Origin of the sequence: Pseudogulbenkiania sp. MAI-1 (assembly GCF_000527175.1) — a bacterium.
In the GTDB taxonomy this organism is placed as follows: Bacteria; Pseudomonadota; Gammaproteobacteria; order Burkholderiales; family Chromobacteriaceae; genus Pseudogulbenkiania.
The window spans coordinates 4,120,001-4,140,669 of record NZ_AZUR01000001.1 but is presented as its reverse complement, the minus strand read 5'-3'; the positions used below and the strand labels follow the sequence as shown (position 1 = coordinate 4,140,669).

Annotated in this window: 23 protein-coding genes (1 of these 23 cut by a window edge); 7 read left to right on the top strand and 16 right to left on the bottom strand. The window is 66.6% G+C overall.

Features of this window, described 5'->3' with window-relative positions; all coding sequences use genetic code 11:
* Positions 1-67: 67 nt before the first annotated feature.
* The 8 genes from PSEMAI1_RS20765 to dapC form a co-directional block, all read right to left on the bottom strand.
* Entirely contained in the window at positions 68-814 is a 747-nt protein-coding gene (locus tag PSEMAI1_RS20765) for a VacJ family lipoprotein (RefSeq protein ID WP_024304477.1), read from the bottom strand.
* Entirely contained in the window at positions 811-1,113 is a 303-nt protein-coding gene (locus PSEMAI1_RS0119440) for a lipid asymmetry maintenance protein MlaB (RefSeq protein WP_024304476.1), read from the bottom strand. The genes PSEMAI1_RS20765 and PSEMAI1_RS0119440 overlap by 4 nt, the downstream gene beginning before the upstream one ends.
* On the bottom strand, positions 1,113-1,730 hold the full coding sequence (locus tag PSEMAI1_RS0119435) for a phospholipid-binding protein MlaC (RefSeq protein ID WP_024304475.1): 618 nt from the start codon (positions 1,728-1,730) through the stop codon (positions 1,113-1,115). Before PSEMAI1_RS0119435 ends, PSEMAI1_RS0119440 begins: the two co-directional genes overlap by 1 nt.
* A gap of 52 nt (positions 1,731-1,782) precedes the next feature.
* A complete protein-coding gene (gene mlaD / locus PSEMAI1_RS0119430) occupies positions 1,783-2,283 on the bottom strand; it encodes an outer membrane lipid asymmetry maintenance protein MlaD (protein ID WP_024304474.1) in 501 nt (166 codons plus the stop codon).
* 14 nt (positions 2,284-2,297) lie between these two features.
* Positions 2,298-3,083, bottom strand: coding sequence for a lipid asymmetry maintenance ABC transporter permease subunit MlaE (mlaE, locus tag PSEMAI1_RS0119425; RefSeq protein WP_024304473.1), 786 nt, complete (start codon positions 3,081-3,083; stop codon positions 2,298-2,300).
* Positions 3,076-3,894: an ABC transporter ATP-binding protein gene (locus tag PSEMAI1_RS0119420; RefSeq protein ID WP_024304472.1), complete on the bottom strand. Its 819-nt coding sequence runs from the start codon at positions 3,892-3,894 to the stop codon at positions 3,076-3,078. Before PSEMAI1_RS0119420 ends, mlaE begins: the two co-directional genes overlap by 8 nt.
* A 213-nt stretch (positions 3,895-4,107) precedes the next feature.
* A complete protein-coding gene (dapD, locus tag PSEMAI1_RS0119415; protein ID WP_024304471.1) occupies positions 4,108-4,929 on the bottom strand; it encodes a 2,3,4,5-tetrahydropyridine-2,6-dicarboxylate N-succinyltransferase in 822 nt (273 codons plus the stop codon).
* A 53-nt stretch (positions 4,930-4,982) separates the two neighbouring features.
* A complete protein-coding gene (dapC, locus tag PSEMAI1_RS0119410) occupies positions 4,983-6,173 on the bottom strand; it encodes a succinyldiaminopimelate transaminase (protein WP_024304470.1) in 1,191 nt (396 codons plus the stop codon).
* A 145-nt stretch (positions 6,174-6,318) separates the two neighbouring features.
* Here dapC and PSEMAI1_RS0119405 point away from each other — a divergent pair, with 145 nt between their 5' ends.
* Positions 6,319-6,627, top strand: coding sequence for a helix-turn-helix transcriptional regulator (locus tag PSEMAI1_RS0119405; RefSeq protein WP_024304469.1), 309 nt, complete (start codon positions 6,319-6,321; stop codon positions 6,625-6,627).
* A 39-nt stretch (positions 6,628-6,666) separates the two neighbouring features.
* Positions 6,667-7,203, top strand: coding sequence for an ArsI/CadI family heavy metal resistance metalloenzyme (locus PSEMAI1_RS0119400; RefSeq protein ID WP_029770854.1), 537 nt, complete (start codon positions 6,667-6,669; stop codon positions 7,201-7,203).
* Positions 7,204-7,289: 86 nt separating this feature from the next.
* On the opposite strand, the gene PSEMAI1_RS0119395 is transcribed toward PSEMAI1_RS0119400, so the two are convergent.
* Entirely contained in the window at positions 7,290-7,493 is a 204-nt protein-coding gene (locus PSEMAI1_RS0119395) for a SlyX family protein (RefSeq protein ID WP_024304467.1), read from the bottom strand.
* Positions 7,494-7,629: 136 nt separating this feature from the next.
* Positions 7,630-8,331 carry a helix-turn-helix transcriptional regulator gene (locus PSEMAI1_RS0119390; protein WP_024304466.1) on the bottom strand — a complete coding sequence of 234 codons (702 nt, stop codon included), beginning with the start codon at positions 8,329-8,331 and terminating at the stop codon, positions 7,630-7,632.
* Between the two features lie 83 nt (positions 8,332-8,414).
* Between PSEMAI1_RS0119390 and PSEMAI1_RS0119385 the strand changes: the two genes are divergently transcribed.
* Positions 8,415-9,527: a cytochrome P450 gene (locus tag PSEMAI1_RS0119385; RefSeq protein WP_024304465.1), complete on the top strand. Its 1,113-nt coding sequence runs from the start codon at positions 8,415-8,417 to the stop codon at positions 9,525-9,527.
* Positions 9,524-9,877 carry an antibiotic biosynthesis monooxygenase gene (locus PSEMAI1_RS0119380; RefSeq protein ID WP_024304464.1) on the top strand — a complete coding sequence of 118 codons (354 nt, stop codon included), beginning with the start codon at positions 9,524-9,526 and terminating at the stop codon, positions 9,875-9,877. Before PSEMAI1_RS0119385 ends, PSEMAI1_RS0119380 begins: the two co-directional genes overlap by 4 nt.
* 67 nt (positions 9,878-9,944) lie before the next feature.
* Here PSEMAI1_RS0119380 and PSEMAI1_RS0119375 read toward each other — a convergent pair whose 3' ends face one another.
* Both PSEMAI1_RS0119375 and PSEMAI1_RS0119370 read right to left on the bottom strand, forming a co-directional pair.
* A complete protein-coding gene (locus PSEMAI1_RS0119375; RefSeq protein ID WP_024304463.1) occupies positions 9,945-10,340 on the bottom strand; it encodes a thioesterase family protein in 396 nt (131 codons plus the stop codon).
* Between the two features lie 159 nt (positions 10,341-10,499).
* Positions 10,500-11,288, bottom strand: a complete 789-nt coding sequence (locus tag PSEMAI1_RS0119370) for a class I SAM-dependent methyltransferase (RefSeq protein ID WP_024304462.1) — start codon at positions 11,286-11,288, stop codon at positions 10,500-10,502.
* Between the two features lie 101 nt (positions 11,289-11,389).
* Between PSEMAI1_RS0119370 and PSEMAI1_RS0119365 the strand changes: the two genes are divergently transcribed.
* Positions 11,390-13,678: a DNA internalization-related competence protein ComEC/Rec2 gene (locus PSEMAI1_RS0119365; RefSeq protein ID WP_024304461.1), complete on the top strand. Its 2,289-nt coding sequence runs from the start codon at positions 11,390-11,392 to the stop codon at positions 13,676-13,678.
* Here the strand turns inward: PSEMAI1_RS0119365 and PSEMAI1_RS0119360 are convergent.
* The 4 genes from PSEMAI1_RS0119360 to PSEMAI1_RS0119345 are packed head-to-tail and all read right to left on the bottom strand — an operon-like array spanning position 13,656 to position 18,445.
* Positions 13,656-14,546 carry a response regulator gene (locus PSEMAI1_RS0119360; RefSeq protein ID WP_029770853.1) on the bottom strand — a complete coding sequence of 297 codons (891 nt, stop codon included), beginning with the start codon at positions 14,544-14,546 and terminating at the stop codon, positions 13,656-13,658. The genes PSEMAI1_RS0119365 and PSEMAI1_RS0119360 overlap by 23 nt on opposite strands.
* On the bottom strand, positions 14,518-17,109 hold the full coding sequence (locus PSEMAI1_RS0119355) for an ATP-binding protein (protein WP_024304459.1): 2,592 nt from the start codon (positions 17,107-17,109) through the stop codon (positions 14,518-14,520). The genes PSEMAI1_RS0119360 and PSEMAI1_RS0119355 overlap by 29 nt, the downstream gene beginning before the upstream one ends.
* Positions 17,110-17,124: 15 nt before the next feature.
* Positions 17,125-17,895 carry a ParA family protein gene (locus PSEMAI1_RS0119350; RefSeq protein WP_024304458.1) on the bottom strand — a complete coding sequence of 257 codons (771 nt, stop codon included), beginning with the start codon at positions 17,893-17,895 and terminating at the stop codon, positions 17,125-17,127.
* Between the two features lie 55 nt (positions 17,896-17,950).
* Positions 17,951-18,445, bottom strand: a complete 495-nt coding sequence (locus tag PSEMAI1_RS0119345; protein WP_024304457.1) for a surface-adhesin E family protein — start codon at positions 18,443-18,445, stop codon at positions 17,951-17,953.
* A gap of 242 nt (positions 18,446-18,687) precedes the next feature.
* On the opposite strand from PSEMAI1_RS0119345, the gene recQ reads away from it, so the two are divergent.
* Both recQ and argJ read left to right on the top strand, forming a co-directional pair.
* Positions 18,688-20,490: a DNA helicase RecQ gene (recQ, locus tag PSEMAI1_RS0119340; protein WP_036986349.1), complete on the top strand. Its 1,803-nt coding sequence runs from the start codon at positions 18,688-18,690 to the stop codon at positions 20,488-20,490.
* Positions 20,491-20,550: 60 nt separating this feature from the next.
* A protein-coding gene (gene argJ / locus PSEMAI1_RS0119335) for a bifunctional glutamate N-acetyltransferase/amino-acid acetyltransferase ArgJ (RefSeq protein WP_024304455.1) crosses the window boundary here: on the top strand, positions 20,551-20,669 show its beginning. It continues 1,099 nt past the right edge of the window; 119 of the gene's 1,218 nt are visible here — the first part of the coding sequence; it begins with the start codon at positions 20,551-20,553; the stop codon falls past the right edge of the window.

Genomic DNA, 20,669 nt, shown 5'->3' with positions numbered 1-20,669 from the left:
GGGAGGCTTCGGTCAATGGCGGCTGCCTCCATGGGCGGCCGGTTGGTCGAAGCCTCCGAGATGGGGCTTACTGCGGGGCGGAGGCGTCAGGCGGGGCCACCAGCTGGTCGATGTCGAGTTCTTCGTCCTCAGATGACGGTTTGGGCAGCTCGGCTCCGACCTGTTTGGCACGCAGTTGCAGGTAGGCGTCGCGCAGGTAGGAGTAGGGATCGAGCGCGGCCTCGTCCACGGTTTGTTCCAGGCCGAGCAGCCGGGCGCGCGTGTTGACGGCGTTGAGCACGCTGGCGGCGGTCAGCTGGGTATGGGTCTGGTAGACCACGCCCGGCTCGGGGTTGGCGGCCAGGGTGGCGGCGGTGCCGAGGCCGTCGCGCACGGTGGAGGGGCCCAACAGCGGCAGCACCAGGTAGCTGCTGTTCTTCCAGCCCCACGAGGCGAAGGTATCACCCAGGGTGGTCTTGTTGTTGGCGAGGCCTGCCGGTGTGGCGATGTCGATCAGGCCGAGCAGGCCGAAGGTGGAGTTGATCGCCACGCGCATCACGTCGTTGGTGGCCTTCTGCGCGTCGGCACGCAGCGCGTTGTTGATGGCGCTGTAGGCGTCGCGGATGTTGTCGAAGAAGTTGCCGACGGCGATGCGGACCGGGCGCGGGGTGACGGCGCGGTAGCCTTCGGCGACCGGCTTGAGCACGGCCCGGTCGGCGGTGTCGTTGAAGCGGTAGACGGCGCGGTTTACCGGCTCGAGTGGATCGAGCTGGCTTTGCGCGGTGCTGGCACAGCCGGCCAGCGCCACGGTCAGCAGGAGGGGGGCGATTCTCATGACCGGCTCCTGCAATGGCCGTCCAGCAGTTCGTCGAGCCCGTAGAGGCGGGCCAGGCTGGCCAGTGTCGGCGGCAACGGGCCGAGGCGCAACGCGTTGCCGCGCTCCCGGCCGTGGCGCAGCAGTTCCAGCAGCAGTGCCAGCGCGGCCGAGTCGGCGCCGGTGACGCCGGACAGGTCCAGTTCCTGTATCGACGAACCGTTCAGCTGCCGTTTCAAGCGAGCCAGATGATCGGCGGCGGAATCCATGTCGATACGGCCGGAGAGCTGCAAGCTGCCGGAAGCGGCCGTGTCCGCCATTACGCCCCCGCGCCCTTGGCCAGGTTGTCGTTCTTGCTGCGCAGCACCTTGATCAGGCCGTCGATGCCGTTCTTACGGATTTCCTCGTTGAACTGGTTGCGGTACACCGTTACCAGGCTGGCGCCCTCGACGCTGACGTTGTACACCTTCCAGCCCTGCGGGGTCTTGTACAGGGTGTAGTCGATCGCCACCGGCTTCTTCTCGCCGTTGCTGGGCAGCGTCACTTCCGATTTCACCGTGGCTTCGCGGCCGTCGTTGGCGAAGACGGCGTTGGGCTTGATGTCGACCTGGGCGTTCTTGAAGCGTGTCATGGTGGAGGAATAGGTGCGCGACAGCAGACTCTGGAACTGTTGGGTCAACTCGGTCTGTTGCTGCGGGTTGGCTTCACGCCAGCCGCGGCCGACCGCCAGCGCGGTCATGCGCTGGAAGTCGAACTTCGGCAGCACCACTTTCTCGACCTGATCGCGGATCTTGGCGCTGTTCTTGCCGTCATCCTGCTTGATCAGGTCCAAGACTTCACGCGAGGTGCCGCGCACCATGTCGACGGGGGAGTCGGCGGCCAGCGCCGGGACGGTGAGGCCCAACATCATGGCCAGGGTAATGAGCAGTTTCTTCATGATTGTTCACGCTTTTATAGACGGGTCATGGGGCAGCCGGCGGGCGGCGAGCTTACAGCGCGCCACTGCTGCCGGCGGGGCTTTCTTCTTTGGCAGCGCCTTTTTCGGCAAAGTTCAGCATGAACTTGCCGATCAGTTGCTCCAGCACCAGCGCCGACGAGGTCAGGCCGATGCGTTCACCGGGTTTCAGGTTGTCCGGATCGCCGCCCTGCACCAGGCCGATGTACTGTTCGCCGAGCAGCCCGGCGGTGAGGATTTCGGCGCTGGTGTCGCGGCTGAACTGGTAGCGCTTGTCCAGCGACAAGGTGACCTTGGCCAGGTAGCGCTGGGTGTCGAGTTCGATGTTGGCCACACGGCCGACCACCACGCCGGAGGACTTGACCGGCGCCTTGACCTTGAGGCCGCCGATGTTGTCGAACTCGGCGTACAAGGGGTAGCTGGCCTCCGCGCTCTGTGGCGTCAGGTTGGCCACCTTGAGGGACAGGAAGGTCACGGCGGCAATGCCGATGGCGACAAAGATGCCGACCCACAAATCAATCGTCGAGCGTTTCATTACGGTTTCTTTTCCTAGAACATGAAGGCGGTCAGCACAAAGTCCAGCGCCAGGATCACCAGGGCGGAGGTGACCACGGTGCGCGTGGTGGCCGAGGAGACGCCGGCCGCGGTCGGAGTGGCGTCGTAGCCTTCGAAAACGGCAATCAAGGTGACGGCGATGCCGAAGAACAGGCTCTTGATCAGACCGTTGATGACATCGTTGTGCAGGTCGACCGAGTTTTGCATCTGCGACCAGAAGGTGCCTTCGTCGAGCCCGATCAACTGCACGCCGACGAAATAGCCGCCGAAGATGCCGGTGACGTTGAACAGGGCGGCCAGCACCGGCATCGAGATCACGCCGGCCCAGAAGCGCGGCGCCACCACGCGGGCGATCGGGTTGACCGCCATCACGCTCATGGCGTCGAGCTGTTCGGTGGCCTTCATTAGGCCGATCTCGGCGGTCATCGCGCTGCCGGAGCGGCTGGCGAACAGCAGCGCGGCCAGCACCGGGCCCAGTTCGCGCAGCAGCGACAGCGCCACCAGCGCGCCCAGCGCGTCGGCCGAGCCGAAACGCGACAGTGTGTTGTAGCCCTGCAGGCCCAGCACCATGCCGACGAACAGGCCGGATACCACGATGATGATCAACGACAGCACACCAGCGAAGTACACCTCACGCACGGTCAGATGCAGGCGGCGGAAGCTCTGGCCGGACAGCAGCAGGATGGCTGCCAGGAAGCGGCTGGCGAAGCCCAGACGCCAGATGGCGTTGATGGTGACGTGGCCGAGGTGGCGCAGCGGGGCGGTCAGGGTGTCAAGCATGAGTAGCTCCCAGGCCCAGGTCGTCGGCCAGGCTGTGCTCGGCCGGGTAGGCGAAGTGCACCGGGCCGTCGGCCTCGCCGTGCACGAACTGGTGCACCCACGGCGAGTCGGAGGCGCGCACCTGGTCCGGCGTGCCTTCGGCGACGATGCTGCCGTTGGAGACGAAATAGACGTAGTCGACGATGTCGAGCGACTTGTGCACGTCGTGGGTGACCATCACCGCGCTGGTGCCCAAGGCGTCGTTGAGCTTCTTGATCAGGTGGGCGATGACGCCGAGCGAGATCGGGTCGAGGCCGGTGAACGGCTCGTCGTAGAGCATGATTTCCGGGTCGAGCGCGATGGCGCGCGCCAGCGCCACGCGGCGCGCCATGCCGCCGGACAGTTCGGCCGGCATCAGCGCTTGCGTGCCCCTGAGGCCGACGGCGTTGAGCTTCATCGTCACCAGGTCGGCGATCATCGACTCCGGCAGCTTGGTGTGCTCGCGCAGCGGAAACGCCACGTTGTCGTGTACCGACAGGTCGGTGAACAGCGCGCCGAACTGGAACAGCATGCCCATGCGGCGGCGATGGGCGTAGAGCTCGCGCGCGTTCATGGTGGCGACGTTCTGGCCGTCGACCAGCACCGCGCCATGCTGCGGGCGGTACTGACCCGAGATCAGGCGCAGCAGCGTGGTCTTCCCGCTGCCGCTGCCGCCCATGATGGCGACCAGCTTGCCGCGCGGGATGCGCAGGTTGATGTCTGTCAGGATCGGCCGATCGTTGTAGGCGAAGCGGACCTGTCTGAATTCGATGAATGAGTCGTCTTGGGACACGGACAATTCGGTTGCGTCTTAATGAAGCAAGAGCGTATGGGCCCTAGGCGGGCGATTGACGGATTTTATCCTGTTGTATTGGCGCGCGCCAAATCCGGAGGGTGGAACAGTCTGTTCTGTTGCGGCGCACACAACGAAACGGGGGGTGTCCGGGTGTACCCCGCCAGCAAAACAGCCCGGATCGGCCGGGCTGTCGGGCAGGCGGGAAAGGGCTTACACGCCGCGCAGCAGGTCGTTGATGCTGGTCTTGCTGCGGGTCTGCGCGTCTACCTTCTTGACGATCACGGCGCAGTACAGGCTGTGGCTGCCATCCTTGGACGGCAGGTTGCCGGACACCACCACCGAGCCCGGCGGAATGCGGCCGTAGCTGACTTCGCCGGTTTCGCGGTCGTAAATCTTGGTGGACTGGCCGATGTAGACGCCCATCGAGATCACCGAGCCTTCGCCGACGATCACGCCTTCGACCACTTCGGAGCGCGCACCGATGAAGCAGTTGTCTTCGATGATGGTCGGGTTGGCTTGCAGCGGTTCGAGCACGCCGCCGATGCCGACGCCGCCGGACAGGTGCACGTTCTTGCCGATCTGGGCGCAGGAGCCGACGGTGGCCCAGGTGTCGACCATGGTGCCTTCGTCGACGTAGGCGCCGATGTTGACGTAGGACGGCATCAGCACGGTGTTCTTGGCGATGAACGAGCCCTTGCGAGCCACTGCGCCCGGCACCACGCGGAAGCCGGCCTGCTGGAAGCGCTGCTCGTTCCAGTCGGCGAACTTGGTGTCGACCTTGTCGAAGTAGCGGCTGACGCCGTCGTCCTGCACCACGTTGTCGCGGATGCGGAAGGACAGCAGCACGGCTTTCTTGACCCACTGGTTGACGACCCAGTCGCCGTCGATCTTCTCGGCGACGCGCAGGCGGCCGGAATCCAGTTCGTCGATGACCTGGCCGATGGCGGCCTTCAGTTCGGCGGAGACGGTGGCCGGGGTGATTTCGGCGCGCTTTTCGAACGCCTCTTCGATCAGGGTCTGGATCGGGTGCATGTGGTTCAGTCCTTGTGCAAGATGGATGGTGGTCATTGTAGTGGCTTTTCGGTTCAGGCGTGACGTCGGGCGAAGCGTACCAGGCGCTCGGCGGCTTCCACGCACTCGGCCAGCGGCGCCACCAGGGCGATGCGGATGTAGCCGGCGCCCGGGTTGACGCCGTGGGCGTCGCGCGCCAGCAGCGAGCCGGGCAGCACGGTGACGTGCTCCTCGGCGAACAGCGCACGGGCGAAGGTCTGGTCGTCGCCTCCGGGCACGCGCGCCCACAGGTAGAAGCTGGCATCCGGCAGGCTGACAGCGAAGGCTTCGGCCAGCTTGGCGTGAACCGCCTCGAATTTGGCGGCATACGCCGCGCGGTTGGCTCCGACGTGTTCTTCGTCGTTCCAGGCGGCGATGCTGGCGGTCTGGATGCTCGGGCTCATGGCGCTGCCGTGGTAGGTGCGGTAGAGCAGGAAGTTTTCCAGGAGGGCGGCGTCGCCGGCAACGAAACCGGAGCGCAGGCCGGGGGCGTTGGAGCGTTTGGACAGGCTGGTGAACATCACCAGGCGGCGGAAATCGCGGCCGAGTTGCTTGGCGGCCTGCAGACCACCCAGCGGCGGCTGGCCGAAGTGGATTTCGGAATAGCATTCGTCCGAGGCGATGACGAAGCCGTAGCGGTCGGACAGCTCGAACAGGTTCTGCCAGTCGGCCAGGCTCATCACTGCGCCGGTGGGGTTGCCGGGGCTGCACACGAAGACCAGTTGGGTTCGCCGCCATACTGCCTCGGGCACGGCGTTCCAGTCGGGCTGGAAGCGGTTCTCGGCCAGGCAGTTGACGTAGTACGGTTCGGCGCCGGCCAACAGTGCCGCGCCTTCGTAGATCTGGTAGAACGGGTTGGGCGAGATCACCACCGGCTTGTGTGCGCCGGAGGCGTCGATCACCGTCTGCACGAAGGCGAACAGCGCCTCGCGGCTGCCGTTGACCGGCAGCACTTCGCGCAGCGGGTCGAGTGTGAGGCCGTAGCGGCGCTCGGCCCAGCCGGCGCAGGCGGCACGCAGAGCATCCGAGCCCAGCGTGGCGGGGTAGCTGGCCAGACCATCGAGCGCGCCCACCAGCGCTTCCTTGACTACGGTCGGGGTGGGGTGCTTGGGCTCGCCGATCGACAGGTTGACGTGGGACAGCCCGGCCGGCGGCGTCACGCCTGCCAGCAGCGACCGCAGCCGTTGGAAGGGGTAGGGCTGCAGCAGGGCAAGATTCGGATTCACGTTGGGGCTCCCGGGCGACGGCAAAATCGCCATTTTAATGGAGATCGGCGCCGTTGTTGCAAAACAAACGCCGCTTCCCGGCGTGGGCTTGGCAGGACGGGGCGTGTCGGTTAATATAATTCCATATTTCGATAAATGTAAAAATATGGAATCGAATCAGGCAGTGAAAATGCTTGCGGCGCTGGCGCAGGAGTCGCGGCTGGCGATCTTCCGCCTGCTGGTCGAGGCCGGCCCGGCGGGCCGCTCGGCCGGACAGGTAGGTGAGGCGCTGGCGATCGCCCCGGCGACGTTGTCGTTCCACTTCAAGGAACTGGCGCATGCCGGGCTGATCGAGGGACGGCAGGACGGGCGCTACGTGATCTATTCGGCGCGCTTTGCCGAGATGACGGCGCTGCTCGCCTATCTCAGCGAGAACTGCTGCCGCGCCTCGGCGGCTACCGACGGCTGCTGTTGAGCGGCTTTCGGCCAACCTTTTACTTTCCGGGAGTGACCCATGAAACGACTGCACGTGCACGTATCGGTGGATGATCTGGCGCAGAGCGTGGCGTTCTATTCCGCGTTGTTCGGCGCGGCGCCGACGGTGGAAAAGCGCGACTACGCCAAGTGGATGCTGGACGACCCGCGTGTCAATTTCGCCATCAGCCAGCGCGGCGCCAAGGCTGGACTCGATCACCTCGGCATCCAGGCCGAGAACGCCGAGGAACTGGCGGAACTCAAGACCCGCATCGACGCCGCCGGCATGGCGGCGCTGTCCGAGGAAGGCACGACCTGCTGCTACGCCAAATCCGACAAGCACTGGGTGCAGGACCCGTCCGGCATCGCCTGGGAGACCTACCACACGCTGGAGAGCGCGCCGACCTTCCGCGATGCGGAGAAGGACGTCGCACCGGCATCTGCTGACACCGCCTCCTGCTGTGCGCCGCCGCAGCCCGGCGAGACGTCCTGTTGCGCTCCCGCTCCGCAGAAGATCCAGTTGATTGCGCGCAAGAACATCGAAGCCATCGTTTCCAGGGAAAGGAAGAAACCGTGACGGACTAGTGAGGGCGGGCCGCATGATGACAAAAGCCGGACACCATCAGGGTCCGGCTTTTTTGCGGACTTCTGGCGGCCTGGACGTCAGTAATGCGGTGGAATCTCGTGCCCGGCCGGCGTGTCGTTGCCCGGCTGGTTGCTGCGCAGCTGCTGGTACAGCATGCGGATCTGCTCCTGCAGCAAGTCGATCTGCTGCTGCTGGCGCGTGACGGTCAGGTTCAGCGCGTCGAGCAGGTCGTCCTGGAAGGCCACTTTGACTTCGAGGTCGGTGAGGCGGGAGTCGTCCATGCGGTGTCCTTGGTGGCGATGGGGTGAAGAGGATTGATTTTACTGCACTCTCGCCCTGGCCCGGTCGTTCTTTCCTGATCGCGTTCAGGCGCTGTCGATGCGGCGTACCATCGCCCAGTAGGCTGCGTGGCCGGGGCTACAGTGTCAGTGCGAAGTGCTGCCGCAGGAACTCCCCGCCGGCGTCAGTCACTTCCAGCGAGCGGTTGCCACTGCGTCGGGCGACCAATGCGTGGGTCAGGAAGGCGGTGCACAGTGCCTCACCCAGCGGGCCGGCCAGATGGTCGCGGCGCTCGCTCCAGTCAAGACAGGCGCGTGCCATGAGGGGCGACCGGCTGCCTGGTGCGTTGCAGTCGATATCCAGCGCTTCTCGCAGCCAGCCGATCCCTGTTTCGGTGATGATGAAACCGTGTGCCGTGGTGTGCGGCTTCAGGTAGCCCTCTTCCTCCATTGCCGCGCACAGCGCTGTGCCCAGGCGGCCGGCCAAGTGCCGGTAGCAGGTCCGCGCCAGCCTCAGTTCGGCATTGCCTTTGGGGCGCAGCCGGGGACGTTGCAGGTCGCCGCCGTGGGCGGCGGCGGCCAACGCTTCGATGGCGTGGGCCATGCTGCTGTCCATCAGCATGTAGTAACGGTAGCGGCCGCGTGGCTCCACCCGCAGCACTCCGCCATCCAACAGGCGAGCCAGGTGATTGCTGGCAGCCTGTGCCGACAGCCCTGCGGCTTCCGCCAGATCGCTGGCTGGCAGCATGCGTCCATCCAGCAGCGCTAGCAGCATGCGGCTGCGGCCGGGGTCGGCCAGCAGGCTGGCAAGGCGGCTGATGTCGGGCAGATCGTCATTCATCGTTTACTTCATTCCAGGCTGAAACATCGCGGGGGCCAGCGGGCATAGCATGCCGCCATTGTTACTGCACGGCAAGGAAGGCAATGACTCCCGATATTTCTCTGACGGCCAATCCACTGGCCGCCTTGAGCCACCCTGATGGTGTGGCCTGTTGTCGCCATGCACTGCATGGTCCCGGATTTTATTTCGAGGCCACCCTCGGCAGCTGGGTGGCGGTCACGGCTGACGCCGTGCGTGAGGTGCTGGCCAGTCCGCTGTGCCAGGTGCGTCCACGACACGAGCCGGTACCGGCGGCGCTGCAATCTCATGAGCTGGGTCAGTGGTTCGCTCGCCTGCTGCGTCAGCGCGACGATGATTGGCAGTCGCGGCACAAGCCTGCCGTTGCGGCTGCGCTGGCGGCAGTGGACCTTCCTGCCGTGCATGCGGCCTGCAGGAGCGCGGCCACTGCCGCCCGTCCTGGCAGCGGTGCCGATCTGGATGCTCTGGCCTTGTCGCTGCCTCTGGGCTGCATGGCTGAGCTGCTTGGGCTGGCTGCAGGCGCATTGGATACCCATGAACGGCAGTTGCAGACGCTCTTGGCGGCCTTGCGACCAGAGGCGACGCCAGGGATGGTTTCCGCCGGCGAAGCTGCGCTACGGCCGTTGCTGGGTTGGGTCGTCCAAGCGGCTGCAACCCCGCTGTCGAGTGCCCTGAGGGAGGCATTGCCCGATGACGCTAGCCGTACGGCCAACATCCTGGGTCTGCTGGTGCAGACTCGGGAAGCTACCGCAGCCCTGATTGCCATGCTCTGGCATCGCCTGGCCGGCGACGCCGCATTGCGCGCCCAGCTGTCGGCTGATACCGCACACTTTCCTGCCTGGTTGACCGAGGTGCTGCGAGATGAGCCTCCGGTGCAGCTCACCCGTCGTTATGTGGTAGTGGATGGCGACATCGGCGGCCAGCAGGTGCGTGCCGGCGATGGCGTGCTGGTGTGGCTGGCTACCGCCAATCTGGATGCCGCGACTCATCAGCTCGCCTTTGGTGCCGGACGTCACCGTTGTCCAGGGGCGGCACTGGCGCAGACCATGGCGGCGGCCGTGGCCGAAGCCAGCCTGGACTGGACGCTGGACTGGCCGGCGCTGCTCGCCGCCGCTCGTTTGCAGCCATCGGCCAATGCCCGCTGGTATTGCTTCAGCCAATGGGGGAGAAGTGTATGATTGCCGTTATATTCGAAGTGACGTTGTCCGAGGATGGCGAAGCCAGCTATCTGGCTGCTGCCGAGGCCTTGCGTCCGAGGCTGGCCGAGGTGAATGGCTTTCTCGGCATCGAGCGGTTTGCCAGCCTGAGCACGCCAGGCCGCCTGTTGTCGTTGTCTTTCTGGCGGGATGAGGAGGCGGTGGCACAGTGGCGGCAACTGGAGGCGCACCGGCAGGCGCAGCAGGCGGGCCGAAGCGGCTTATTCGTCGATTACCGGCTGCGGGTGGCGCAGGTGGTGCGCGATTACGGCCTGAACCGTCGTGACGAAGCACCGGCAGACAGCCGGCAGCGACATGATGCGAGGGCATAGCGCCATGCGCCTGTGGCGCCGCTTCGGGTAGCGGCGCAGGCGGAATGCCTTGAGCCGGCGGCCGGACTTACGCCCCCATCTGGGCGGCGAACTGCTCTGGAATTGCCGGGCGGCCTCGCTCGTTGATGGCGGTGCCGATGATCAGCCCTTCCAGCACCACCTTGTTGTCCGACTGGCGGATGACCTGCTGACGGAAGCCGAAGCGCACCTTGGAGACCGGCTCGAACGCCACCGTCACCGCGAACTTGTCGCCGCTGGTCAACGAGGCCTTGTAGTCGAGTTCGGAGCGAACCACCACCAGATTGATGTTCTGCCGCGCCAGCTCGGCGAAGTCGATGCCCTTTTCCAGCAGAAACTCATGGCGGGCGTGCTCCAGGTAGTTGAAGTACACCCCGTTGTTCACGATGCCCTGCATATCGCATTCGTAATCGCGCACCTTGAATTCAACGGAAAAAACGGACATCGGCTGGCTCCAGATGGAAGGTTGACGGGCGGTTTGGGGCTCTGGCGTCGGCGGTTCGGGATGGGCTGACGGCATGGGCCACGGGGCAGGGAGTGTAACGCATGTGGCCGCTTTCAGGGGGACTCGCCATGGGGGCCGGCGGCCAGCCTTGGCGGCAGCCTAGCTCTGCGGCCGCAGCGCTTTGATCACGTAGAGGTCGAAGCGGGTGGATTTGCCTTCCAGCACCGCCGACGGTTTCACGCCCTCGATGGCCGGGCCGCGCTGCGGGCGCTTCACCACCACCCGCACCGTGGCGGCGGCGATGGCGGCTGCGAGCAGCGCCGCGCTGTCGAGGTCGTCGCCGATCACCTGCTGAAACGCCTGCATCCCTTTCTTGGCGGCGGCGCTCTTCTTGTCGGTGTCGGGGAACATCGGGTCGACGAATACCACCTGCGGCCGTTCCGCTTCGGGGCGTTCGGCCTGGGCCGCGAGCCAGGAAATGGCATCGGCGTGCACCAGCGTCATGCGCCGGGCGATGTCCATGGTGTCGGGATGCCAGCGCGCGCGCTCCAGCGCATCGAACAGCAGGGCTGCCGCCACCGGCGAGCGCTCCAGCAGCGTCACCTCGCAGCCCAGGCTGGCCAGCACAAAGCTATCGCCGCCGAGGCCGGCGGTGGCGTCGACCACGCGCGGCAGCTCCTTGGCACCTTTCAGCCCCACCGCCTTGGCCACCGGCTGGCCGCGCCCGCCGCCCTGTTCGCGGCGATGCTTGGCCGCCCCCTCGACGAATTCGGCGTATACCGCGCCGTGCTTGCCGCTGGTGAGCAGCTCCAGCCGCTCCGGCCCCAGTTCCAGCCAGTAGCCCTCGGTCGGCCGCTGCCGCACCAGCGGCAGCGCAAAGCGCTCGGCCAGTTGTTGGGCGGTCTCGCGGCGCGCCGCTTCGGCGCAGTACAGCGGGGTGGGGCTCATGGACGACTTTCGGTGAACGACGCGGCGAAGATACGGCAAGGAGCGGTCAGCGGCAACCGCGCAGGCTTAGCCATTTCATGTCAAAACCATAAAATGGCGGGATGATCCTGCTCGCTGCCTTCTGCGCCGGCATCGCGCTGTGCGCCTTCCTTCCCGAACTGCCAGATGGCCGCTGGCTGGGGCCGGCGCTGGCGGGCGCCGCCGTGCTCGCCTGGCGCCTCGACGGCCGTGGTCGCCAGGCCGCGCTGTGGCTGATGTGCGGCCTGGCCGGGCTCGGCTACGCCGGCTGGCGTGCCGAGCTGCGGCTGGCCGACGCGCTGGCGCCGCAATGGGAGGGGCGGCCGGTCGAGTTCGTCGCCGTCGTGCGCGGCCTGCCCGATCCCGGCGACTACGGCGTGCGGCTGAACGCCGAGGTGGAGCAGGTACTGACGCCGGGGGCCCGGCTGCCGGCGCGAGTCCAGCTGAACGCCTACCGCGGCGGCGACTGGCCGGCCGGCAGCCGCTGGCGGCTCACGGCGCGTTTCAAGGCGCGCCACGCCACCGCCAACCCGTTCGGCTTCGACGGCGAGGCGTGGATGTGGTCGGAAGGGCTGCAGGCCGGCGGCTCGGTCGGCAAGGGCGCGGTGCGGCTGGACGATGCCAAGGATGCGCTGGCATACATCGACCGCCTGCGCGCCGCCGTGCAGGCCCGCCTCCAGCGGGTGCTGGGCGAGACGCGTGAAGCGGTGCTGATCGGCGCGCTCACCGTCGGTGCGCAGCAGGCCATCGCGCGCGAGGACTGGCAGCGCTTCTCGCGCACCGGCCTGACCCACCTGGTATCGATATCTGGATTGCATATCACCATGGTCGCCGGTTTGGCGGCGTTGCTGGCGGCCGGGTGGCTGCGGCTGCGGCCAACGGTGAGCGTGCCGCCGCGGCTGGTGATCGCCGCCGTCACCGTGCTGGCGGCGCTGGGCTACGCGCTGCTGGCCGGTTTCTCGGTGCCGACCCAGCGCACCCTGTTCATGCTCGCCTGCGCGGCGGTGCTGCTGGCCTCGCGCCGCGCCTACACGCCGTTCCAGGTGTGGTGGTTGGCGCTGACTGTGGTGTTGCTGATCGATCCCTTTTCCGTGCTGGCGCCGGGGCTGTGGCTGTCGTTCGGGCTGGTGGCGGCGCTGATGGCCGCCACGCTGGCGCGCCGCCGTCCGCCCGGCAAGCTGCGCGCGGCGCTGGCCGGTCAGTGGGCGGCGCTGGTGATGTCGCTGCTGCCGCTGGCGCTGTTCTTCGGCAACCTGCCGCTGGTGTCGCCCTTTGCCAACGCGGTGGCGATCCCCTACATCTCGGCGTTGGTGACGCCGTTGGCGCTGGCGGCGGTGGCGCTGCCGTTCGATGCCCCGCTGCACTGGGCGGCGTGGTTGGCCGAAGGCTTCTTCTGGGCGGTGGACAAGCTCGCCGTGCTGCCGCCGTGGTCGATCCCCGGTCTGCCGTGGCCGCTGCTGATGCTCGGTGCGCTCGGTTCCTTGTGGCTGATCGCGCCGCGCGGTGTGCCGCTGCGGGCGTTCGGGGCGCTGCTGCTCACCCCGGCCTTGCTGTACAGCCCGCCGCGCCCGGCACCGGCCACGCTGCGGGTGCAGGTGTTCGACGTCGGCCAGGGCTTGTCGGTGCTGCTGCAGACCGCCCATCACGACCTGTTGTACGACACCGGGCCGGGCGAGGCCGAGCGCGTGCTGCTGCCGCAACTGGCCGGCTTGGGTGTGCGGCGGCTCGACGCGCTGATGCTGTCCCACCACGACAGCGACCATGATGCTGCGGCGGCCGGCTTGCTGGCCGCCCTGCCGGTGGCGCGGGTGTGGGCTGGTCAGCCGGAGACACTGGCCGGGTTCCGCGACGATGCCGCGCCGTGCCAAGCGGGGCAGAGCTGGGCCTGGGACGGGGTACGCTTCGACGTGCTGTGGCCGCCGGAGGGGCTCACGGGCGAGGACAACGCGCACAGTTGCGTGTTGCGCGTGGCGACCATGACACAGGCGGTGCTGCTGCCCGGCGACATCGGACAACGCGAAGAAGACGAACTGGTGCTGCGCTACGGTCGCGCGCTGGCCAGTGACGTGTTGCTGGCCCCGCACCACGGCAGCCGTGGTGCGTCCGGCGAGGCGCTGCTGCAGGCGGTGACACCGCGCTGGGGCGTGTTCAGCGCCGGCTATCGCAACCGCTACCGTCATCCGCATCCGCAGACACTCGAACGCTATCGTGCGCAGGGAACGGGAGTGCTGCGTACCGACCAGCTTGGGGCCTTGCGGATCGAACTGGGCCGGGAGGTCGGGGTCAGCGCCTTCCGCCTGCAGGCTCCGCGCTACTGGCGAGCGCGCCCCGACGCTGCCGAAGACAAACTCACAGCAGCAGGCGGGCGATGACCTGGCTGCCGTCGCCCGGGTATTCGAGCTGGTCGAAGGAGCTCAGCTTGGCCAGCAGGATGCCGCGGCCATGCGGGCGCAGCAGTGCCGCCGGGCCGGCGTTGAGCACCGCCTGCCAGTCGAAGCCGCGTCCCTGATCGGTGATGGTGAAGGTGATGCCCTCGGCGGTGCGTTGAAAGCGCACGCTGACCTGGCGCTGGGCGTAGGCCGGGTCGGCCAGCCGGGCCTCCAGCGCGTTGTCCCAGTTTTCTTCGGCCAGCAGCCGCTGCTTGTCCTGGAAGTCGAATTCCAGGTTGCCGTGTTCGACGGCATTGGCGATCAGCTCGTACAACCCGCTGGCCACGCGCTCCGGTACCGGGCAGGCGCGCGCCAGCAAGGCGGTCACCGCGTGCGCTTCCTGCAACGTGCGCAAGGTGAACTCGGCGTCCTGCAGCAGCATCATGGTGCCTTCCTGGTGCAGCCCCATTTCGCGGAAGTACAGCTGGCGGTCCCAGTGGCTGACTGCCGCCTTGACCACGGCCAGCAGCATGTCGCGCGAAAACGGCTTGCTGAGGAAGAAGAAGGCACCGGCGCTCATGCCCTGCTGGATGCTGCCGGGCGAACCGAAGGCGGACTGGATGATCACCGGCAGGTGTTCCATGTCCGGATTTTCCTTGATGCGCGCCAGTAGCTCCATGCCGCTCAGGCCGGGCATCATCTTGTCGAGCAGCACGGCGCAGAAGCGCTCGTGCTCGGCCTCGAGCCGACTCCAGGCTTCCTCGCCGCTTTCGGCCTGTACCGTGCGGTAGCCGTCGCTTTCCAGCAGCTCGCTCATCAGCTCAAGACTGAACGGCTCGTCATCAACCAAGAGTAGCGTGTGTTCCATCATGCTCCGTTCCGTGTGGGGCGGGCCGTGGCCAGCGTGGCAAGGTGAAGCGGAATACGGCGCCGCCGTGGGCTGCATTCTCGGCGCTGATCACGCCGCCATGGGCGAGCACGATTTCGCGGCAGATGGACAGGCCCAGCCCGGTTCCGCCAGCACCGGTCTTGGTGGCGCTACCCTGGGTGAACTTGTCGAAAATCGGCTCCAGTTCGTCCTCGGCGATGCCCGGACCCTGGTCGGTGACCGTCACCTCGACCCATTCGACCCCGGCAGCATCGACCAGGGTGGCGATGCGGATGGTGATGCGGCCGGCCGGCGGACTGACCTTGATGGCGTTGGCAAGCAGGTTGCGCATCACCTGGCCGATGCGCAGCGGGTCGAACTCGGCCACCAGGGTGGGACCATCCGTTTCCAGTATAATGTCAATGCCATGTTTTGCCGCCATCGGCAGCATTTCCTCGCGGGCTTCGTGGATGCAGCGCAACATATCCTGCGGCTCCATCTGGAATTCCATCCGCTTCACTTCCATCTTGGCCAGGTCCAGCAAGTCGTTCAGCAGCGTCAGCAGGCGCTTGCCGCTGCTGTGGATGCGCTCGAAATAGTGCTGCTGTTTCGGCGTGTTGTCGCTGGCGCTGCGGCGTTCCCCCATCTCGGCGAAACCGAGGATGGCGTGCAGCGGGGTGCGCAATTCATGCGACATGTTGGCCAGGAACTCGGTCTTGGCGCGGCTGGTGTCCTCGGCCAGGGTCTTGGCCTCGCGCAGGGCCGCCTCGGTGGCGCGTTGCGCCGAAATGTCCTGGTAGATCCACACCGAGCCCAGCCCAGGCAGCGCCGGGTCGAGCGCTTTGCCGTAGACCTGGCACCACAGGGCGCCGCCCTGTCCGTCACGGAGGCGGATGTCCTGCTGGCACACCGGCCCCTCCGGCAGTACGCCATGCAGTAGCCGTACCAGCCGCTGCCACTGCTCGGCCGACTCGAAGATGAGCGTGGTCGATTGCTCCTCGACCTCGGCAGCGGGCAGCCGGAACAGCTCCAGGAAGGCGCGGTTGACCTGCTTGAAGCGGTGATCGGCGACGTAGGCCATGGCAAGCGGACTGGCGTCGAGCAGCGCAGTGAGCTGCTGGCGTTGCCGCTCGACTTGGCCGACCAGGCTGCTCTGCAGTTCCAGCAAGGCGGCTTCCTGCTCCTTGCGCTGGCGGATGTTGCGGCAGACCAGCAGGAAGCAGGTGTCATCCGGCTGATCCACCCGGCTCAGCGTCAGCTCCACCGGCAGGCGGCTGCCGTCCTCGCACCGCAGCTGTGCTTCGAACGGGGCGCCGTCAGACTCGGCGGCGATCTGGGCGAATGGCCGGCTGCGCTCGGGGTCGTACCAGTCGGGGAACAGCGTAGCCAGTGGCTGACGCGGCAGGCGGTCGCTGCGTCGGCCGATCAGCCGTGCCGCCGCGGCGTTGGCCACACGCACGGTGCCGTCGTGCTCCAGCAACAGGATGGCGTCGGAACTGGCCTCCAGGATGGCGCGTTGGCGTGCTTCGCTGTCGGCCAGCGCCTGCTCGGCGCGGCGGTGCTCGATCAGCTGGCGGCGCAGCGAGCGGTTGCTTTCCTCCACCTCTTCGTGTTTCTCCAGCAGTGCTCGGCGGAACTGGCGATTGCTGCGGCCGAGCCGGTAGAGGTGGATCAGCAGCGCCAGAGCACCGCTTCCCGACAGGGCGAGGATCAGCAGGTCGTGGTCCTGCAAGGTCAATGCCGGGGCGGTCAGCGCGAATACCGCGCACTGCAGCGTCATGCCGCCCGCCGGGAGGCTGCGCGTTTGCAGCGGTGGAGTGGTGGGCAAGGGATGCCCAGGATGGCTGTCCAGCAAGGGCACACCGCTCTGCTGGGCCGGCCAGGCCACCAGCCGCAGCCGGCTGGCCGGGGCCTCGTCGTTCGTCGGCTGCGAGGTCAGCAGTGCTGACGGATCGAGGCGCAGCCGCAGCACGCGAGCCTGTTGCGGCACCGGGCTGACGATATCCAGGCGCGGCCGTGACGAGGACGGATCGTCCGCCATGTGCAGCAAGGGACGGCGGGTATTGAGAGCGCTCTCGAAGGTGGGCATCCAGTCGGCCCGGGCGCCCAGGTCGAGCCCGATCGGCGTTTGTCTGTCGGCAGCCCCGGTCTGCTGCATCACTACGTAATAGAAAGGGCGGGAGGGGGCTGCTTGTAATCGGCCGGCGGTCCAGTCGAGCACCGGCTGGCCTAGCCGAGCCTCCATGGCGGGACGCTCGGCAGCGGCGATGCGTTCTACCAGTGCCGCTTCGGTATAGCCGGCATCTGGCTGGCGCAAGGCATTCAGCCATTCGTCGAGCCCGCCGGGGGGCGGTTGGGTCGCCTGCATTGCCAGCAGGCGAGCGTGATCGAGCCGGGCCTGAAGCTGCCAGGCCAGCGTCTGCAGCCACACCCGGCCGCTGGCCTGATCATGATCGAGCTGCTGCTGGCGCCGGTTGTCGGCCAGCAGCCAGGCTTCGCCACTCAGCAGCAGCGTCAGCAGCAGCCCGGTGAACAGGATCAATCGGGGCGGGGGAATCCGGCGCATGTCCGGTGCTCACGCTCAGCGGGTGTGCAAGTGGCGGTACAGCCGCTCGAATTCCTGCGAGATCTTGTGGCGCGCGTCGAAAAACACCATCGGCTGGGCGGCCTGGTGCGATTCGCGGATCTTCACCGAGGCCGACAGCGGGGCGTCCAGCACCGGCAAGCCCTCCTCCTTCAGCTCAGCCACCAGGCGCGCCGGCAGGCTGGCGCGCGGCTGGAACTGGTTCACCACGATACCCTCGATATGCAGCTCGGGGTTGTGGTCGGCACGGATCTCGTCGGTGTTGCCCATCAGGTTGTACAGCGCCTGACGCGAGAAGGCGTCGCAGTCGAACGGAATCAGGCAGCGGTCGGCGGCGATCAGCGCCGAGCGGGTGTAGAAATTCAGTGCGGGAGGGGTGTCGATCCAGATCTCATCGAAGTCGGCGGACAGCTGGTCGAGTGCCTCCTTCAACTTGAACATCTTGTAGCGCGATTCCAGCTTGCCCATCAGCTCGGCCAGCTCCGGGTGCGATGGCATCAGCGACAGGCCGGCGAACGGCGTGGGCACCACGTATTCCTGCGGCGTCTTGCTGAACAGGCTGATGTTGAGCATCTGCTGGAAGAAGTCGGCCAACGTCGGGCCGTCGCCGGCCGGCGCGCTGCCCAGCAAGTAGTGGCTGGCGTTGCCCTGCGGATCGAGATCGATCACCAGCACGCGCTGTCCCGCGCGGGCGGCGACGGCGGCGAGGTTGACGGCGATGGTGGATTTGCCCACCCCGCCCTTCTGGTTGAATACGACACGGCGTATGGCGCCCATGGCATCTTCCTGTTTTTTTGCGCCGGGCGGGCGCGCCGTCGACCGCTCAGACGGGCTGAGCACCACCGCAAACGAACAGCATCTGCTGGTAGCTGGCCGAGTTTTGCACCACCGGCATCGGTTTTATCTGGCTGTCATTATAGAGGTAGCTGGCGACGAGACGGCTGTTTTCGTCGAACAGTGTGACACTGGTCAGGCGGAAGGTCCGGCTCGCGCAGTCGATCTGCCAGGTATTGATCGAATACTTGTGGCGCGGCGTCGACAGGAAGTTTTCCTTCTTCATGTTGAAGATGGTCTTCTTGTCGCGGAAGGTTACCACGGAACCCTGGCGGCGCACCGACAGCTTGTCGATCTCGTTCAGGATGTTGCCGTTGGGCGACACGCCCAGGTTATGCCAGTCGGCGTTGGCCTGCTGCGGCGCGCTCGGAGCAGGCTGGGGACGCAGTTGGGCCGGTCTGCGCTGGGGGGCGGCGGGCGGGGTGCTGGCGCAAGCGGTCAGCAGGGCGGCGGTCACGGCCAGCAAGGACACACGGTAAAACATGGGGAACCTCCGGATACACCCTGGCAGTGTCGCACAGCGCGCGCGCTTCGGCCAATCGGCGACGCGCGGGAACTTTAGTCCACGGGGCTGCGTCTCATTCGCGGCATTAGCATTTCCTCTGCATTGTGATATTGCCCCTTCAAAGGCCACGTCCCCGGTGGCCTTCTTTTTTTGCCCGCCCGGCGCGCGACGCCACCCGGCGCATGCCGTACAATGGCGCCTTCTTTCGACTCTTGCCCTCCATGCCGGACGCCCACGCCATACTCCAGACCGTTTTCGGCTACCCCGCCTTCCGCGGCGAACAGGCCGAGATCGTCGCCCACGTCGGCGGCGGCGGTCACGCGCTGGTGCTGATGCCCACCGGGGGCGGCAAGTCGCTGTGCTACCAGATTCCGGCGCTGCTGCGCGACGGCGTGGCCATCGTGGTGTCGCCGCTGATCGCGCTGATGCAGGACCAGGTGGCCACACTGTCCGAACTAGGCGTGGCCGCGGCCTGCCTGAACTCCGCCACCGCCCCGGACGAAGCGCGCGACATCGCGCGTCAGGCGCGTGCCGGCACGCTCGACCTGCTCTACGTGGCACCGGAGCGGCTGCTGACGCCGCGCTTCCTGGAGTTCCTGAACAGCCTGAACATCGCGCTGTTCGCCATCGACGAAGCGCACTGCGTCAGCCATTGGGGGCACGATTTCCGCCCCGAATACCAGCAGCTCGGCATCCTGGCCGAGCGTTTCCCGGCCGTGCCGCGCATCGCGCTGACCGCCACCGCCGACGAACAGACCCGCGCCGACATCCTGCACTACCTGCACCTGGCCGATGCCCGCGTGTTCCTGTCGAGCTTCGACCGCCCCAACCTGTTCTACCAGGTGGTGGAAAAGCACAACGCCAAGAAGCAGCTGCTGTCCTTCATCCAGCAGGACTATCCCGGCGTCTCCGGCATCGTCTACTGCCTGTCGCGCAAGCGCGTCGAAGACACCGCGCAATGGCTGGTCGAGAACGGCATCCGCGCGCTGCCCTACCATGCCGGGTTCAGCCACGAAGTGCGCGACGCGCACCAGCGCGAATTCCTGCGCGAAGACGGCGTGGTGATGGTCGCCACCGTCGCCTTCGGCATGGGCATCGACAAGCCCGACGTGCGCTTCGTCGCCCATATCGACCTGCCCAAGAGCCCGGAAAACTTCTACCAGGAATCCGGCCGTGCCGGCCGCGACGGCCTGCCTGCCGCCAGCTGGCTGTGCTACGGCCTCAACGACATGGTGCAGTTGACGCAGATGATCGAAGGCTCGGAGATGGCTGAACTGCAAAAGCAGGTCGAACTCGGCAAGCTCGACGCCATGCTCGCCTTCTGCGAAACCGCCGGCTGCCGGCGCCAGCACATCCTGGCCCATTTCAGCGAGCAGAGTGCCCCCTGCGGCCACTGCGACAACTGCCTCGCTCCCCCGATCACCTTCGACGCTACCCTGCCGGTGCAGAAACTGCTCTCGTGCATCTACCGCGTCGAGCAGCGCTTCGCCGCCAGCCACGTCATTGATGTCCTGTTGGGCCGCGCCAACCAGAGCGTCACCGCCTTCGGCCACGACAAGCTCTCCACCTTCGGCATCGGGCGCGAGTTCAACCAGCGCGCCTGGCGCTCCATCGTCCGCCAACTGGTGGCGAAGAAAGTGCTGCAGGTCGATATCGCACGCGGCCAGTCGCTGGTGTTCGGCGACGGCTGCCGCGCCATCCTCAAGGGCGAACAAAAGGTCTACCTGCGTCCGCTCGCCGACGACAAGAAGAGCCGCAGCGCCAATACCGACCGCTGGCTGCGCACCGAGCGCGAAGAACGGCTGTGGCAGACCCTGCGGCGCTGGCGCAAGGGTGTGGCTGACGAACACAACGTGCCGGCCTACGCTGTATTCTCCGACAAGACGCTGCGTGAACTGGTTGAACAACGCCCGACCAGCCGCATCGGGCTCAGTCGCGTCTACGGTCTGGGCGAACTCAAGCTCGCGCGTTACGGCGACGCGCTGCTCGACATCCTCAACGAAGCATCGCAGAGCGACGACTGATTCCAGTACACTTGACCTCTGCCTTTCTGGCCACTGTCTTTACCATCCGGAGAACCCAACATGCCCGTCAACCTGAACCCCGTTAAGCCCGAACAGCTCGCCGCCATTGCCGGCGTCGAACTCAGCGTGGCCGAAGCCGGCATCAAGAAGGCCGACCGCAAGGACGTGCTGGTGATCCG

What these genes read in the sequence shown, in the direction of transcription:
- recQ (WP_036986349.1), top strand. Translation starts at nt 18,688, where the DNA reads ATGCCGGACGCCCACGCCATACTCCAGACCGTTTTCGGCTACCCCGCC.
- PSEMAI1_RS0119395 (WP_024304467.1), bottom strand. Translation starts at nt 7,493, where the DNA reads ATGGACGACTCCCGCCTCACCGACCTCGAAGTCAAAGTGGCCTTCCAG.
- PSEMAI1_RS0119405 (WP_024304469.1), top strand. Translation starts at nt 6,319, where the DNA reads ATGGAATCGAATCAGGCAGTGAAAATGCTTGCGGCGCTGGCGCAGGAG.
- PSEMAI1_RS0119365 (WP_024304461.1), top strand. Translation starts at nt 11,390, where the DNA reads ATGATCCTGCTCGCTGCCTTCTGCGCCGGCATCGCGCTGTGCGCCTTC.
- PSEMAI1_RS0119435 (WP_024304475.1), bottom strand. Translation starts at nt 1,730, where the DNA reads ATGAAGAAACTGCTCATTACCCTGGCCATGATGTTGGGCCTCACCGTC.
- PSEMAI1_RS0119390 (WP_024304466.1), bottom strand. Translation starts at nt 8,331, where the DNA reads ATGAATGACGATCTGCCCGACATCAGCCGCCTTGCCAGCCTGCTGGCC.
- PSEMAI1_RS0119370 (WP_024304462.1), bottom strand. Translation starts at nt 11,288, where the DNA reads ATGAGCCCCACCCCGCTGTACTGCGCCGAAGCGGCGCGCCGCGAGACC.
- mlaE (WP_024304473.1), bottom strand. Translation starts at nt 3,083, where the DNA reads ATGCTTGACACCCTGACCGCCCCGCTGCGCCACCTCGGCCACGTCACC.
- PSEMAI1_RS0119440 (WP_024304476.1), bottom strand. Translation starts at nt 1,113, where the DNA reads ATGGCGGACACGGCCGCTTCCGGCAGCTTGCAGCTCTCCGGCCGTATC.
- PSEMAI1_RS0119385 (WP_024304465.1), top strand. Translation starts at nt 8,415, where the DNA reads ATGACTCCCGATATTTCTCTGACGGCCAATCCACTGGCCGCCTTGAGC.
- PSEMAI1_RS0119380 (WP_024304464.1), top strand. Translation starts at nt 9,524, where the DNA reads ATGATTGCCGTTATATTCGAAGTGACGTTGTCCGAGGATGGCGAAGCC.
- mlaD (WP_024304474.1), bottom strand. Translation starts at nt 2,283, where the DNA reads ATGAAACGCTCGACGATTGATTTGTGGGTCGGCATCTTTGTCGCCATC.
- PSEMAI1_RS0119400 (WP_029770854.1), top strand. Translation starts at nt 6,667, where the DNA reads ATGAAACGACTGCACGTGCACGTATCGGTGGATGATCTGGCGCAGAGC.
- PSEMAI1_RS0119375 (WP_024304463.1), bottom strand. Translation starts at nt 10,340, where the DNA reads ATGTCCGTTTTTTCCGTTGAATTCAAGGTGCGCGATTACGAATGCGAT.
- PSEMAI1_RS20765 (WP_024304477.1), bottom strand. Translation starts at nt 814, where the DNA reads ATGAGAATCGCCCCCCTCCTGCTGACCGTGGCGCTGGCCGGCTGTGCC.
- dapD (WP_024304471.1), bottom strand. Translation starts at nt 4,929, where the DNA reads ATGCACCCGATCCAGACCCTGATCGAAGAGGCGTTCGAAAAGCGCGCC.
- PSEMAI1_RS0119355 (WP_024304459.1), bottom strand. Translation starts at nt 17,109, where the DNA reads ATGCGCCGGATTCCCCCGCCCCGATTGATCCTGTTCACCGGGCTGCTG.
- PSEMAI1_RS0119360 (WP_029770853.1), bottom strand. Translation starts at nt 14,546, where the DNA reads ATGATGGAACACACGCTACTCTTGGTTGATGACGAGCCGTTCAGTCTT.
- PSEMAI1_RS0119345 (WP_024304457.1), bottom strand. Translation starts at nt 18,445, where the DNA reads ATGTTTTACCGTGTGTCCTTGCTGGCCGTGACCGCCGCCCTGCTGACC.